Source organism: Psychrobacillus sp. FSL H8-0487 (assembly GCF_038008385.1).
GTDB classification, from domain to species: Bacteria; Bacillota; Bacilli; order Bacillales_A; family Planococcaceae; genus Psychrobacillus; species Psychrobacillus psychrotolerans.
On record NZ_JBBOZA010000001.1, the window covers coordinates 1,056,905 to 1,073,038 of the forward strand.

The 16,134-nt window shown below is 34.9% G+C and carries 10 protein-coding genes; 9 read left to right on the top strand and 1 reads right to left on the bottom strand.

Annotated elements, in window-relative coordinates:
* Positions 1–100: 100 nt before the first annotated feature.
* From MHI47_RS05010 to MHI47_RS05040, 7 genes are all read left to right on the top strand, one after another.
* Positions 101–2,278: a sensor domain-containing protein gene (locus tag MHI47_RS05010; RefSeq protein WP_340829893.1), complete on the top strand. Its 2,178-nt coding sequence runs from the start codon at positions 101–103 to the stop codon at positions 2,276–2,278.
* Positions 2,279–2,468: 190 nt separating this feature from the next.
* Positions 2,469–3,518, top strand: a complete 1,050-nt coding sequence (locus MHI47_RS05015; RefSeq protein ID WP_340829894.1) for a M42 family metallopeptidase — start codon at positions 2,469–2,471, stop codon at positions 3,516–3,518.
* Between the two features lie 314 nt (positions 3,519–3,832).
* Complete coding sequence (locus MHI47_RS05020) at positions 3,833–5,407, top strand: peptide chain release factor 3 (RefSeq protein ID WP_093535526.1); 1,575 nt, start codon at positions 3,833–3,835, stop codon at positions 5,405–5,407.
* A 309-nt stretch (positions 5,408–5,716) separates the two neighbouring features.
* Positions 5,717–8,782, top strand: a complete 3,066-nt coding sequence (locus tag MHI47_RS05025) for an efflux RND transporter permease subunit (RefSeq protein ID WP_340829896.1) — start codon at positions 5,717–5,719, stop codon at positions 8,780–8,782.
* A 65-nt stretch (positions 8,783–8,847) separates the two neighbouring features.
* A complete protein-coding gene (locus MHI47_RS05030; protein WP_340829898.1) occupies positions 8,848–9,936 on the top strand; it encodes an SDR family oxidoreductase in 1,089 nt (362 codons plus the stop codon).
* 301 nt (positions 9,937–10,237) lie between these two features.
* Positions 10,238–11,008: a TerC family protein gene (locus MHI47_RS05035; protein ID WP_093535520.1), complete on the top strand. Its 771-nt coding sequence runs from the start codon at positions 10,238–10,240 to the stop codon at positions 11,006–11,008.
* Positions 11,009–11,109: 101 nt separating this feature from the next.
* Entirely contained in the window at positions 11,110–12,462 is a 1,353-nt protein-coding gene (locus MHI47_RS05040) for a TrkH family potassium uptake protein (RefSeq protein ID WP_340829899.1), read from the top strand.
* Positions 12,463–12,529: 67 nt separating this feature from the next.
* On the opposite strand, the gene MHI47_RS05045 is transcribed toward MHI47_RS05040, so the two are convergent.
* The gene (locus tag MHI47_RS05045) at positions 12,530–14,266 is read right to left on the bottom strand and encodes a B12-binding domain-containing radical SAM protein (protein WP_340829900.1); all 1,737 of its coding nucleotides are present in this window, start codon (positions 14,264–14,266) and stop codon (positions 12,530–12,532) included.
* Between the two features lie 185 nt (positions 14,267–14,451).
* Between MHI47_RS05045 and MHI47_RS05050 the strand changes: the two genes are divergently transcribed.
* Both MHI47_RS05050 and MHI47_RS05055 read left to right on the top strand, forming a co-directional pair.
* Entirely contained in the window at positions 14,452–15,513 is a 1,062-nt protein-coding gene (locus MHI47_RS05050) for an ATP-binding protein (protein ID WP_340829901.1), read from the top strand.
* A 75-nt stretch (positions 15,514–15,588) separates the two neighbouring features.
* Entirely contained in the window at positions 15,589–16,035 is a 447-nt protein-coding gene (locus MHI47_RS05055; protein ID WP_340768628.1) for a MarR family winged helix-turn-helix transcriptional regulator, read from the top strand.
* Positions 16,036–16,134 lie beyond the last annotated feature (99 nt).

The following is a 16,134-nucleotide window of genomic DNA, read 5'->3' on the forward strand; positions in this document are numbered from 1 at the left end:
GTGAGTTATTATGGTGATTCCATTGACAAAGGGTGACTATTTTACTAAAATTGACTTAAATTACTAATACTAAACAATCATTTTAGGTAGGTGAGGCACTATGAAGTCTGTATTTAATACAAATAACGATGAATTATTATATGAAGTTAAAACTGCAATCTTCAATGAGTCATTGGGTAGCGATATAGCACTTCAGGAAAAGCTAGATGATGCCTTTTTTAAAATGGAGCTCATGGACTATGCAGTGAATGAAACGATGATAATAGGAGTGACCAATAAGGTAGGGCAAATATTATTCGTGAATGACCGCTTCTGCCAGATTACAGGATACTGTAAAGAAGAACTAATTGGAAATACACATAGAATTATTAACTCGAAAACTCATCCTGAAGCTTTCTTTAAAGACATGTGGTCTACTATTCTAAATGGACATACATGGACAGGTGAGATATGTAATAGACGTAAGAATGGCGAATTATATTGGGTGAAAACGTATATAATACCTGTTGAAACTAACGGATACGATACCTATTTTCTAAGTATCCGTACTGATATTACTATAGAAAAAGAAAAGGAAATATTATTGCAGTCCAAACTACTTTCTTCCTTTGAAACTGTGGCACACCATATAAACAATCTTGTCTTCAAAGTGGAAAAAGATAGTGAAAATAATTATGGTTTTTCATTGTTGACTGGGAAATTAGCCTCAGAGTTTTTAGCAAAGAAAGGTCTACAAACGATTCAACCTAGCATTAATTCCATAAAAAATAAAATATTAATTCCTATTTATAATATGAATACATACATCTCAGAAGAGATGACAAATCGATTATTATTTTATCTAAAAAAAGTTATTACTGGTGAGGAGGTCTCTTATAAGGAATGGTTAGATGATAGATGTATACATATTACAATCTCTCCTATTGAAACAAATGGAACAATAAGTGGCGCGATTGGTATTGGAAACGATATTACGGAACTTGAGTCGGCAAGGACTAAATTGACTGAGCTTGCCTACCGAGATCATTTGACAAATTCGTTTAATACTGCGGCTTTAGAAAGAGATATTATACAAGTGATAAACGAAAAAACACCTTTTAGTTTTCTATATATTGATTTGGACAGATTTAAAAACATTAATGATTCACTTGGTCATTTTACTGGTGACTCCCTCTTGAAGTTAGTAACGGCTAGGATTAAGAAATTTTACAATACTACAGGGGAGTTATATCGCATTGGTGGGGATGAATTTGTTGTGCTTATTAAGGGGCAAGCGGAAAGAACTAAAATGCTAGAAAATGCAAAGCTACTTATTCAAAAGGTAGAAGAACCTTTTAATATAGAAGAAATGGAAATTCATATATCCTGTTCCATTGGGATAGCTTCTTTTCCACTACATGGATCTAGTTATAAAGAAATTCACCGAGCAGCTGATTTAGCGTTAAATATTTCAAAGGAGAATGGTAAACGAAATGCGGTGCTGTTTGATTTGAAACATATGGAGGGGTATATCAACAAAGTAAGCTTAGAAAGTGATATACGTAGCGGATTGGACAAGCATGAATTTTATCTTGTCTATCAACCAAAAGTCAATTTAAAAAGAGGAAAGATTGAAGGCTATGAAGCACTGATACGTTGGAATAAAAAAGGAAAAGAAATTATTCCTCCAAATGATTTCATACCTTTCGCAGAAGAAACGGGGCTCATTATCTCCATTGGTAAATATGTTTTAGAAGAAGCATGTAGACAAGCTGCATTGTGGATTAAACAAGGGGTCCGTTTTAAAACTATTTCCGTTAATATAAGTCCTATAGAGCTAGAGCAAAATGATTTCTTAGCAAATGTACATACAATTCTAGAAAAAACAGGTTTACCTCCTCATTATTTAGAAATTGAGTTGACTGAAAATGTTTTGATGAAAAATATGGAAAGATTATTGAAGATATTACATGAACTTGAGTCAATGGGTATTAAACTTGCAATGGATGACTTCGGTTCTGGTTTTTCTAATTTCCGATATTTAAGTGAGTTACCGATTCATACATTGAAAATTGACCGTAGTTTGACAAGCCAAGTATTAATAGGTAGAGATGCAGTAATAGTATCCTCTATTATTAAAATTGGTCATAGCCTTGGTCTCGAAGTAGTAGCAGAAGGAGTAGAGACAGCGGAGGTCATTGAGTTTTTAAGAGAAAATGACTGTCATACTGTCCAAGGATATTATTTCTCTAAACCTTTAGAGGTCTATCAAGTACCTGAATTTGTGCTGGGAAATTAAATAAAAAAGTGGATTTACTCTTTCGTCTAGTCTATGACAACAGATAAGTAGTATTACTTTATCTAATGATAATCTAGAACCTTAAAGTGAATCCGCTTTTTTAGTTGTTGAAATAGTATTCTAATTAGGTGTATCTGATTATATAAGATTTTGTTAAGATAAGACTAAGGTAGTGAAAGGGGATAAAAAAGTGTCATATACATTTGAAGCAAAAGAAACAGTAGCATTATTAAAGCAATTAGTAGAAATTCCTAGTCCGTCTGGTTATACAAAAGAGATTATGGACTTTATGGAAAATATATTAAAGAAACTGCAAGTGAATTATATTCGGACAAATAAAGGTGCATTAATCGCTACTATAAAAGGAACAGATGATACAAAGCATCGACTTTTAACAGCCCATACAGACACATTAGGTGCGATGGTAAAAGAAGTGAAAGGTAGCGGAAGATTAAAACTTACGATGGTAGGCGGCTTTAATTGGAATGCTGTGGAAGGTGAGTACTGTACAATTCATACAGCAGATGGCAAAAAAATTAGAGGTACTATTTTAATGCATCAAACAACTGTGCATGTATATAAGAATGCGAGTGGTTTACCTAGGGATGAGCAAAATATCGAGGTTCGTATAGATGAAAAAGTATTAACGGCTGAAGATACACGTAAATTAGGTGTAGAGGTTGGAGATTTTGTTTCATTTGACCCTCGATTTGAAGAAACTGAAAATGGTTTTATCAAATCTCGCCATCTCGATGACAAAGCGAGTACAGCATTACTACTGCAATTAGTCAAAACCATTCAAGATACAGACATGACATTACCTCATACAACACATTTCTATATTTCTAATAATGAGGAGATCGGATATGGTGGTAACTCTAATGTGCCGGCTGAAACGGTGGAATATTTGGCTGTTGATATGGGTGCTATCGGAGATGGTCAATCGTCTGATGAGTACACCGTGTCTATTTGTGCAAAGGATTCTTCAGGACCTTACCATTACGAGCTAACTCGACGATTAGTAGAATTGGCGAAAAATGAAAATATTGAATATAAGTTGGATATTTATCCTTACTATGGATCTGACGCATCGGCGGCTATTCGTGCAGGATATGATGTGAAGCATGCACTATTGGGACCTGGTATTGAAGCATCTCATGCATACGAGCGTACACATATTGATTCGTTGGAAAATACAGCAAAACTTTTATATAGTTACGTAAATACAAAAATGTCTTAAGAGTCCTGCTTATTTAAGCTTAGCGCCTAACCTGCCAGATTCAATTTCGAATATAGGTTAAAGGTATACTGTGCCTTTAACCAATATTTGAAGTGATTTCTAGGTCGAAATTGGCGCTTTCGCTTTTTTTATCAAACTTCAACGTCATGCTCCATGAGTGATAACATATGGTTCGATAAAGAGGAAAAATGGTTTTTGCTGCGGTTTTTCCATTGATTTTCAGAGTAAACATTAGCACTTACGCTTTTTTTACTTGTTTTTTGCTCCCTAAATCCATATGATAAGAAAGTGAAATAAGAAGGAGATATAACAGAATGGATATAAAATTACAAGATGAAATATTGAAAAGAAGAACCTTTGCAATTATTTCCCATCCCGATGCTGGTAAAACGACTATTACGGAAAAGCTTTTGTACTTTGGTGGAGCTATTCGTGATGCAGGTACAGTTAAAGGTAAAAAATCCGGGAAATTTGCAACGTCTGACTGGATGGAAATCGAAAAGCAACGTGGAATTTCGGTAACATCATCCGTTATGCAATTTGACTATAATAATTGTCGTATAAATATATTGGATACACCTGGACATCAGGACTTTAGTGAAGATACGTATCGTACACTAATGGCTGTTGATAGTGCAGTTATGATAGTCGATGCTGCAAAAGGTATTGAAGCTCAAACGTTAAAACTATTTAAAGTTTGTCGTATGAGAGGAATTCCTATTTTTACGTTTATAAACAAACTTGACCGTCAAGGGAAAGAACCACTTGAACTTATGGAAGAGTTGGAAGAGGTTCTAGGTATTCAATCATATGCCATGAACTGGCCAATAGGTATGGGGAAAGAATTTTTAGGGATTTATGATCGTTTTAATGGACGGATTGAACAATTCCGTACGGATGAATCAGAGAGATTTCTTCCTATAGATGAGAATGGAGAACTTGCCGTAGATCATTCGATGAAAGCAACTTCTTATTACACTCAAGCAATGGAAGATATTATGCTGCTAAATGAAGCAGGTAATGATTTTGATGAGGAAAAAGTACTTGCAGGTGATTTAACACCAGTATTCTTTGGTAGTGCTTTAACAAATTTCGGGGTTCAAACATTTTTGGAGACTTATTTACAGTTTGCTCCAACCCCTCAACCACGCATGACTGAAAAAGAGGAAGAAGTAAATCCATTAAATGAAGATTTTTCTGGGTTTATCTTTAAAATTCAAGCAAATATGAATCCAGCTCATCGTGACCGTATTGCTTTTGTGCGAATTGTCTCTGGTAAATTTGAGCGTGGAATGACCGTGACTTTGGCTCGAACGGGGAAAACCTTCAAAGTGACACAATCTACACAATTTTTAGCAGATGACCGTGAAACAGTTGAAACAGCAGTTGCGGGAGATATAATTGGCCTATACGATGTAGGGAACTATCAAATAGGGGATACTGTTGTTGGAGGCAAAAAAGCATTTACGTATGAAAAACTACCTCAATTTACACCGGAATTATTTGTGAAAGTAACTGCTAAAAACGTACTTAAGTCGAAGCATTTCCATAAAGGAATCCAACAGTTAGTGCAAGAAGGAGCAATCCAATACTATAAGACACTTCATACAGAAGAAGTTATTTTAGGTGCTGTTGGACAGCTTCAATTTGAAGTGTTTGAGCATCGTATGAATAACGAATACAATGTCGATGTTCGAATGGAATCGATTGGCTCAAAAGTAGCACGATGGATTGAAAATGAGGAAGATGTAAAGGAATCGATGACAGGTCCACGCTCGATGCTTGTCCGAGATCGATATGATAATTATGTATTCCTGTTTGAAAATGAGTTCGCTACTCGTTGGTTCCAAGACAAATACGAGCATATTAAACTTTATAATTTACTTTAATCTCCAAGAGGTTGCCTATCAGGTGACCTCTTTCTTTTGTAATAATGGAAATTTTTTTACTAGCGGTCGAGAGCCAAATACTAGCGCTTCCAGTGGTTATACCTCTTGGAGCTCTATATATTACTGCTGTCATACTAGACTAAGCGTTCTCGAGGCACAATAACTTTCCAAGTGAAATTTTTATCCGAAAAAAGCGTGTAATAGCGTTCAATCTCATGGGGGCTTTTATTTACATGTGATAAAAATTTGAACTCTTCTTCTGTAGAGCATATGATATAAATAGCACAATAAGAAGGTGGTCCCCCGAAAATGAAAATTAGTGACTTTTCTATAAAAAGACCCGTATTTACAATTGTTATAATGTTCTTAATCATAATTCTGGGCGGGGTTTCATTTTTTAAAATACCTGTTACGTTAATACCAGATTTAAATCCACCAATCGCAGTAGTTGTTACAAATTATCAAGGGGCAAGCCCAGTTGAGGTAGATGAGAAAATTACGAAGCCCCTGGAAGCTTCACTTAGCACTTTGCCAGGAATTGAGTCTGTAAATAGTACTTCGCAAGAAGGGGCAAATTTCATCTTGCTAGAATTTGATTGGTCTACGGATATGGATGCTATTCAAATGGATGTTATGCAGCGTATCGATATTATTCCTCTCCCTGATGGAGCAGACAAACCACGATTCCTTAAATTTGATCCTGCCCAATTCCCGGTTATCCAACTTGCACTGAATGCGGAGAATTCTGAAACTGATATTCAGCTAATAGCTAAGCAATTAGAGAAAGAACTGTTAAGAACTGAAGGAGTTGCAAGTGTTAATATATCTGGTTCTTTGGTGGAAGAAGTGCAGATTTTACTGGATCAAGAGAAATTAAAAGCTAAAGGACTTACACAGTCAGATATTGTACAAGTCATTCAAGTAAATAATATTTCCCTTCCAGGTAATCCCGTTGAAACAAACGAGGATAAATCACTTACTACTCGTATCATTAGTACACTAACGTCTGTAGATGATATTAAAAACTTAGTTGTCACAGTTAACCCGTTAGATGGAACGGAAGTTACAATTGCTGATGTAGCAACGGTAGATTTAACAAAGGCAGAGCAGTTTTCGGAAACTAGAGCTAACGATGCACCGGCTGTTTTACTATCAGTTTTCCAAGAATCTAGTGCTAATACAGCTAATGTCTCCACATCTTTTCAAGAAGCATTAGATAAGCAATTGGAGAAAAAGGCGTTTCAAAATGTAAATGCCAATATACTTTTTGACCAAGGTGACTATGTGAAAATTGCCATTAATAATATTGGAACTACTCTTATAACGGGTGGATTACTGGCAATGGTTATATTATTTATATTCTTAAAGGGCATAAGAAGTCCTATTATAGTTGGGGTTGCTATTCCGTATTCCGTTATTGTCACGTTTGTTCTTATGTATTTTGCTGGTTTTTCTCTAAATATTATGACATTAGGAGCATTAGCTCTTGGTATAGGGATGCTTGTGGATAACTCCATTGTTGTTATTGAGAATATTGAACGACATTTAGGGTTAGGAAAAACACCAAAAGAAGCTGCCAGTATTGGAACGAAGGAGGTAGCAGGTGCTATAACTGCTTCGACTTTGACTACGGTAGCTGTGTTTGTTCCAGTTCTCTTTTTATCTGGTCTAATTGGACAGATATTCACAGAATTTGCGCTTACGATATCTTTCAGCTTGTTTGCATCATTAGTAGTAGCCATTACTGTTATTCCGATGATGGCAAGTAAATTATTGAAAAAGCCAAAAGGAAATATAGAGGCTAGAAGAAGAAGGTCGAAAACGTATAGTAATTTCGAACGATCGATTAAGTGGACTTTAGGTCATCGTGCCATGATATTAATAATTACCGTGATTCTTTTAGTAGTTTCGACTATCGGCTTATTCCGCGTTGGGACAGAATTTTTACCCGCTACAGATGAAGGATTTGTTACTATTGCGGTAGATCTAGAAAAGGGCTCTTCTTTTGCAGCTACTGATAAAGTAGTCAAGAAAGTAGAAAAAATTCTAAAAAAAGAAGAGGATATCGAGGTTTATGTCAGCTTTGTTGGAGGCAGTCAAGAAGGACAGTCTAGAGGAAGTGCAAATTCTAATACAGCAGAAATTTCTGTGAAATTAAAAGCATTAGAGGATAGAAATCGTTCTGTTTTCACTTTTGTAGATGAAGTGCAACCTAAGGTGGTAAAAGCTGTCGGAGCTGATGCAGAGATAAATTTCAATGTCCAAACTGCTTCTGGTTCTTCTCCGAATGTTGTGTCATTTACTGTGTTGTCTAACGATAAGAAAAAATTAGACACAGCAGTGAATCAATTACAGCAAGATTTAACCAGCTTAGATGGAGTTGTCCAAGTTACAAATGATTTAACTACTAAAGTAGAAGAAGTTCAGATAAATGTCATTCGAGAGAATGCTATAGATTATGGAATTGCTCCTGCGCAAATAGCTCAGACAGTAAATAATATGACGAGAGGGGTATTAACTTCTCAAATTATTGATGAAAATGATCAAGTTTTAGGTGTGTATGTAAAGTTTGATGAAAAGTATAGAAGTAATCTAGAGCAGTTGAAGCAATTGCAATTACGTACTCCTTCTGGTCAGTACATTGCTCTGGAAGAAATTGCGACAATTGATATAGCAGAAGGACCTGTAGCCATTCGAAGTGTCGATCAAGCTAGTGCAATCTCATTTTCAGTAAAATATGAGTCGGCGTATTCGCTAGGTGAAATGTCAGATTTAATCGATGAGATTATTCAGGAACAGAAATTTACAGAGGATATTGCCGTATCTTTTGGAGGCGATCGAGAATTATTAGATAACTCCAAGAATGATATGATATTAGCTGTAATACTTGCTGTAGTATTGGTGTTTATAGTGATGGCAGCACAGTTTGAATCATTCAAATATCCTTTTGTAATTATGTTCACTGTTCCACTCGTGGTGATAGGTATTTTCATTGGACTATTTACGACTAATTTACCAATAAGTATTTCTGCTATAATAGGAATTTTAATACTAGTGGGAATTGTTGTAAACAATGGTATTGTGTTGGTCGATTATATTAACCAACGTAAAAGGGATGGTATGTCTTCATATGATGCAATTATTACATCTGTACGTGATCGTGTACGTCCAATACTGATGACAGCATTGACGACAATATTAGGCTTAGTACCATTAGCTTTAGGAATTGGGGAAGGTACCGAGATTAATCAGCCAATGGCAATCACAGTAATAGGGGGATTAATAAGCTCCACTTTCCTCACACTATACGTAGTTCCGGTCATCTATAGTCTATTTGATAAAGAAACCAGAAGGAAACATCCAAATATTCTGTAAAATAGGGAAAAGAGTCTTCAGTTGGAGACTCTTTTTTTGTATACTGTAAAAAAGGGGTGTTTTTATTGTCGTCAGCATTAATAACAGGATTTCCAGGCTTTTTGGCAAAGAATATTATTAAAGAGTTAAGAAAGCAGGATGCTTATTCCAAAATATATGTACTTGTACTCCCTTCACAAAGTGGTTTAGCGGAGAAAATGATTGCTGAAATTTATCAAGATCAACACCATTCTCAAACTATTGAAATAATAGAAGGAGACATAACTCTACCGGATGTGGGGATTATTAAGAATACACTTGAAAAGTTACGAGACGAAGTCGAATATATTTGGCATCTTGCCGCTATATATGATTTAGCTGTCCCTAAGGAAATTGCATGGAAAGTAAATGTTCACGGTACAGAAATGTTTAATAGAGTAGTTCCACAGTTCTCTAAACTAAAGCGATATACATATTTTAGTACGGCTTATGTTGCAGGTTTGAGAGAAGGGAAATTATTAGAAACAGAATTAATTCGTCCAGCAGGATTTAAAAACCATTACGAAGAAACAAAATATGAGGCTGAATTACTTGTTGAAAAGTTAAAGGAAACAATACCCGTTACAATTATTCGACCGGGAATTGTAAGAGGCCACTCAGAAACTGGAGAAACGATTAAATTTGATGGTCCATACTTCTTTGTAAATATGATTTCTAACCTAAGAAAGCTTCCTTTTCTCCCATATTTAGGTAAATCCACTGCATGTATAAACGTAGTTCCAAGTGATTACATAACGAAAGCAGCCATCTATTGTTCACATAGCGAAGAAGCCATTGGTAAAACGCTTCATTTAACTGATCCCAATCCTTATCCAGTGGAAGAGGTATATAGAGCATTCGTAAAAGAACTTACAGGAAAGTATCCTAAAGGAAGGCTCCCGCTACCAATTGCGAAAACCGCAGTTGCTTTGTCTCCAGTTAGGAAATTCTTACAAGTTGAAAAAGAAACATTAGATTATCTAACATGGAATGCCACATTTGATACGACAAATGCTGAAAGTATTCTTACCAAAGTAGATATTACATGTCCAGACTTCATTCAAACGGTACCGACAATGATAGCATTCTATAATAAGCATAAGAATGACACTTCTTTTCATATTCCGATAAAGTGAACTTGAGCCCTCATTTATTTAAGACGTTTTAGCAGATTAAAAGTGATAATCATACGAATCGTTAATGTAGCATATAGTAGTTATTAGTTTACAAGAGGAAGAATAATGGTATAATTAGAACATAATTAAATAAACTTTTGACTAACGTCAAAGGGGAGTAGCTATAGGGAAACCTATTTCATAGTCGTCATTACGTGGTTATGCCACCGGTTATGATAGCAATTATAATATTTTTGCTTAGCAAGACCTTTGCCTTTTTAAGGCATGGGTCTTTTTATATGCAAAAAAGGAGGATTTTTTTATGGACACGGCAATATTATTGGAATACGGTTGGGTGTTATTAGTTCTAGTTGGTTTAGAAGGATTATTAGCAGCCGATAATGCAGTCGTAATGGCTGTAATGGTAAAACATTTACCGAAGGCGCAACAGAAAAAAGCATTGTTTTACGGTTTACTAGGTGCTTTTGTATTTAGATTTTTAGCGTTATTCATGATTACTTTCTTGGTGAATATTTGGCAGGTTCAAGCATTAGGAGCGGCATACTTGTTATTCATATCTATAAAACATATTTATGATCAACGTAAAAGCCCTGGACCACATATAGATGTGGAAGGAATGGAGCCTAAAAAAGGATCCGGTTTCTGGATGACTGTATTAAAAGTAGAGCTTGCAGATATAGCATTTGCTATTGACTCTATGCTAGCTGCAGTTGCAATAGCAGTAACATTACCATATTGGGGAACTTATGAAATTGGTGGTATTAATGGAGGGCAATTCGCAGTTATGTTCCTAGGCGGAATCATTGGTCTAATAATTATGCGATTTGCTGCACATAAATTCGTACAATTACTAGAGAAGATGCCTACATTAGAAACAGCTGCATTCTTAATCGTAGGATGGGTTGGGGTTAAACTTACTGTTATGACTTTATCACATCCAAACGTTGGCGTGTTAGATGAGCATTTCCCACATTCTACTCCATGGAAGTTAACTTTCTGGATCGTATTACTTGCGATTGCTATTGGTGGATACCTTTTAGGTGTTGCAAAACAGAAAAAAGAAGCAAAATAATTAGAGTAAAAGTGTAAAAAGATAGTTTTAGCTATCTTTTTACGCTTTTTTTTTTTACAATGAGATAATGATTACTCGAAATGTTGAAAGGAAATAAAATAATGAAGCAGCCACAACTTAAAAAGAGATTAAAATTTACACCTGCTCAAGTAATTGTTACGTATTATTTTATTGCTATAGCTATTTCAGTAGTTCTTCTTTCTCTTCCAGGAGTGCATAAACCTGGTGTAGAAGTCGCATTCATTGATAGTTTGTTCACGGCAGTGAGCGCAGTCTCTGTTACTGGTTTGACTGCAGTCAGTATTTTGGATACATATAGTGTCTTTGGTTATTTCATGATTATTCTTATTTTACAACTTGGTGGAATTGGAATTATGTCACTAGGGACTTTTGTCTGGTTAATAGCTGGGAAGAAGATTGGTTTACGTGAACGGCAGTTAATAATGGTAGATCACAATCAATCTAACTTATCAGGCGTTGTTCATCTAATAAAAGAGATTGTTAAAATTCTATTGCTTGTCCAAACTATTGGCGCAGCGCTATTAACTGTCTATTTTACACAGTATTTTGATACGATAAAACAGGCAGCAATTCATGGAATATTCACATCTGTATCCGCAACAACTAATGCTGGGTTTGATATTACTGGGCAATCATTATATGCATATCATCATGATTATTTTGTTCAAACGATTACAGGAATATTAATCGTTTTTGGAGCGATAGGTTTTCCAGTTTTAATTGAGGTAAAAGAGTTTTTATCGAACAAAAATAAGAATTTCCGCTTTTCTTTGTTTACGAAGTTAACGACTATTACATATGGAGCATTGTTGCTATTTGGAACTGTTATGATTTTTATATTAGAATTTTTTAATTCATTTAAAAGTATGCCGTGGCACGAGAAGTTTTTTACTGCATTTTTTCATTCAATTTCCACGCGGTCAGCAGGACTAACGACGATAGACGTTACTATATTTAGCGAAGGCACCAATTTTTTGATGAGTGTTTTAATGTTCATTGGTGCTTCACCTAGTTCTGTTGGAGGCGGAATTCGTACTACAACTTTCGCTATTGCGCTTCTATTTTTAATCCATTTTTCAAGGGGCAAAGAGAATATCCAAATTTTTGGTCGGGAGATTCACTTAATAGATGTGTATCGCTCGTATGCTGTTATTATTCTAGCTTTAGTAATGGTATTCACTGCTACCATACTTCTGACTGTAACGGAGCCTGGAGTTCCAATTTCCTCCTTAATATTTGAAATTACTTCTGCTTTTGGAACTTGTGGTATGAGTCTAGGTATTACAGGGGATTTGTCGAATATTGGAAAGGTTATTATTATGATTCTGATGTTCATAGGTAGAGTTGGATTAATCTCCTTCTTATTCACATTAGGAGGTAAGCATAACAAAACAAAGTATCATTATCCGAAAGAACGTGTAATTATTGGGTGAATGAAAAAACGAGCTATTCCTTTACGGATAGCTCGTTTTATTTTAGAAAAATAAGAAAGGCTCTATATTATTTGTGCACAAATGATAAGTGAGGAAACTCTGATTTACCAAAGGTAGTCAGTAGATATCCTTCTTTTTCTTCTATAGATCCTTGCATAAATGCATCTACATCAATAGAAACTGGTGTGATGAACGTTTGTTTGTATAATTCTCTTTCATTCAGCTGAAGCGTTGTAAAGGACTCCCCAGCAAGCTCTGGATTATCTAGTAATAATTTATACATCTTGGATTGTTCTTCCTTACTAAGGTCATTATTCCACCAAGGCTTACGAGGTTGAAACTTTTGGTTAGATAAATAATCTAATTTCATGACACTTCGAATAGTAGGCAATGATATATGATCTAGTCCTTCCAAGAACGTATAAAGTCTAGTATATAAATCCTCCAATTGATGACCGATTCTAGACCAGTTACGCTCTTCCCAGAATGTACCGAACTCTTGGAAGAAATCGAAAGGAGATTCAAATACATGTTCGAATAAATACTCTAATGTGCGGTCCATCCGGTGAGCATTCCAATACTTCTCCAGAACATCTTCTACTTGTTTAATACGCAAAATATCATCGAAGGTTAACACATTATTTGAAAATATTTCATATGGAGCTTGATCTACATAAACGTAGCCATATTTCTGGGCTTCAACTCTTAGTCCAGTTCCACGAAGTAACTTTAGAAAACCTAACTGAAGTTCCTCCGGACGCATTTCGAAGACTTCATTAAAAGTATTTCTAAATGAAGAATAATCTTCTTCTGGAAGACCTGCGATCAAATCTAAATGTTGGGCAATCTTTCCACCACTTTTAACCATAGTTACAGTACGTTTTAGCTTTTCAAAGTTCTGGCGACGTTGTACAAGTTCATTTGTTAAATCATTTGTAGATTGAACACCTATTTCAAAACGGAATAATCCTGCTGGAGCATTGTCGTTTAAAAATTGAATTACTTCAGGACGCATTATATCTGCAGTTATTTCGAATTGAAAAACAACTCCCGGTTGATGTTCGTCAATTAAAAATTGGAACATTTCCATTGCATAACTTCGACTAATATTAAATGTTCGATCCACAAATTTAATGATTCTTGCACCATTTTCCATCAAATAACGAATATCCTCTTTGACTTTGTCACGGTTAAAATATCGAACCCCAACCTCTATAGAAGATAAGCAAAATTGACAAGAGAAGGGGCATCCTCTACTTGTTTCTACATAGACAATACGTTTCGACAAATCAGGTAGATCTTCTACAAAACGATAGGGGGAGGGAGATAATCTTAAATCGAGTTTTGGAGGTAGCGGATTAAGTATAAATTTGTCATCTCGAACATAAGCTAAACCAGGAACATCTTTTATAGTTTGTTTATCGGATAAATAATTTAGTAAATCTTTAAAGGACTGTTCTCCTTCACCGACAACTACGTAATCTATTTCTCTAATTTGTCGAAGCCAGACATTAGTATCATAAGAAACTTCAGGACCACCTAAAACGACAACAACAGATGGGTCCACAGTTTTTAGCATTTTAATAACTTTTATTGTTTCTTCAATGTTCCAAATATAACAGCTAAAACCAACTACATTAGGCTTCTTTTGATAAAGGTCTGCCACAATATTAAACGTTGGATCTTTAATGGTATATTCAACTATTAAGGGGTGATACTCGGGTTCAGCATATGCTTTTAAACAGCGTAGTGCCAAGTTTGTATGTATAAACTTAGCATTCAATGTAGTTAATATAATATTCATTGTTCATAAACTCCTTTATTAGTATTTCTATTGTATCAGTCATTACTACTGTCGACAATATAGGTCAAAAGAATTATGTCAATCTGTCCGTCATTGTGGAATAATCAGAATAAATAATCACGTATAAATAAAATCTCTGTTTTTCAATCTTGTGGTGGAAATAATCCGAAAAGGCGGGTGTTTTCTTGTTAACAAAATATGAATATAAAGAAAATTTAGGGAATATATTCGAGCTTTTCTCGAGTGGACTTATATTTATTAATGACAAAGGGATATTATTAGATATGAATTCATATGCCGAAAAAATTCTAGACATCAACAAAGATGACTATGTTGGTAATCATGCTAATGATTTATGTGAGATGTTTAGTGTAAGTGATGAGGAGAAAAAGTTCCTAGTAAAAAAACTTAAAAAAGAAGGATATTTGGAAAATCATATGGAATACCAACCGATCGTTGGTGAATATAAATATGTACATGTAGTAATTTCTAAACAAAGTGATAGTGATTTATATTTATTAGAAATTAGTGATGAATCGGAAAAAATATATATGAAGAAAAGATTGGATCAATCGGAATCACTGCGAACATTAGGCCAATTAGCAGCAGGAATAGCACATGAAATTCGAAATCCTATGACATCTTTGAAAGGTTTTACTCAATTATTAACTCAAAATGCAACGGATGATGCGAAGCGTTACTTAACTGTAATTAATGAAGAAATCAATAAAATGGAAGAAATACTTACTCAATTTTTAGAACTCTCCAAACCAAGTAAATCTAAGTTTACTGTCATAAATATTGAAGAGATAATACTAGAAGTAGTGAGCTTTATGGGTCCCCAAGCATTACTAAAATCAATCAACCTTCATGTTACTAGCCAAACAAACGGAGAGTGTCAGGTAATTGGCGATAGTCAGCTACTTAAGCAGGTATTTGTAAACGCTATTAAAAATGGAATGGAAGCAATGCCTGATGGGGGAAATATTAATATTAATATTAATATTTCTTATAAGATAGGGAAGTTTGTTAGTATTTCTGTCTGTGATGAAGGACAAGGCATTGATGATGAACATATCAATAAAATTTTTCAGCCTTTTTTCACTACTAAATCAACCGGGACAGGTCTAGGGCTCTCACATGTTTACAAAGTAATTGAAGAGCATGGTGGAAATATAGAAGTTAGTAGTGTAGTAGAACAAGGTACTACTTTTGAATTTGTCCTTCCATTAAATAATAGTTTATAAAGCTTTTTGACATTTCAAAGCTTAGACCTATATAATAGTGGGTAATGTATTTTATATAGGTGAGGATGACGAAATATGACAGCTGAACAGTCAAACAGTGCATTAAAACTATTCATAGTATTATCTCGTGCCCATAAAGTAATCCATGAATGTACGAATCAGTTTTTTCAAGAAAATGGTTTAAATCCAACCGAATTTGCTGTACTAGAGCTTTTATATCATAAAGGTAAACAACCCCTTCAGCAAATTGGTAACAAAATTTTGTTGGCAAGTGGTTCTATTACGTATGTAGTTGATAAATTAGAAGGACGAGGGTATGTTAAAAGAGTATCGAGTCCTACGGATAGACGTGTAACATATGCAGAAATATCCGAAGAAGGTACGTTGTTTATGGATGAACTATTTCCGCGCCATGAGGAACAATTAGTAAGTCTTATGGGTGCATTATCCGAAGATGAAAAGCAGGAAGTCATTGAACTTACAAAAAAGTTAGGTTTATCAATTAAAAACTTATCATATTAATATTTTATCCTTTGAACCTTGCAATGTGAGCGGGGTTTTTGTTTTTTACCGAAAGAGATAGTGAGTGAAATTTGAATCTTCGAATGGATCACGCTCTAG

Excerpts from the sequence above, each read along its gene's own strand:
- MHI47_RS05010 (WP_340829893.1), top strand. The coding sequence starts at position 101 with ATGAAGTCTGTATTTAATACAAATAACGATGAATTATTATATGAAGTT.
- MHI47_RS05020 (WP_093535526.1), top strand. The coding sequence starts at position 3,833 with ATGGATATAAAATTACAAGATGAAATATTGAAAAGAAGAACCTTTGCA.
- MHI47_RS05025 (WP_340829896.1), top strand. The coding sequence starts at position 5,717 with ATGAAAATTAGTGACTTTTCTATAAAAAGACCCGTATTTACAATTGTT.
- MHI47_RS05035 (WP_093535520.1), top strand. The coding sequence starts at position 10,238 with ATGGACACGGCAATATTATTGGAATACGGTTGGGTGTTATTAGTTCTA.
- MHI47_RS05040 (WP_340829899.1), top strand. The coding sequence starts at position 11,110 with ATGAAGCAGCCACAACTTAAAAAGAGATTAAAATTTACACCTGCTCAA.
- MHI47_RS05045 (WP_340829900.1), bottom strand. The coding sequence starts at position 14,266 with ATGAATATTATATTAACTACATTGAATGCTAAGTTTATACATACAAAC.
- MHI47_RS05055 (WP_340768628.1), top strand. The coding sequence starts at position 15,589 with ATGACAGCTGAACAGTCAAACAGTGCATTAAAACTATTCATAGTATTA.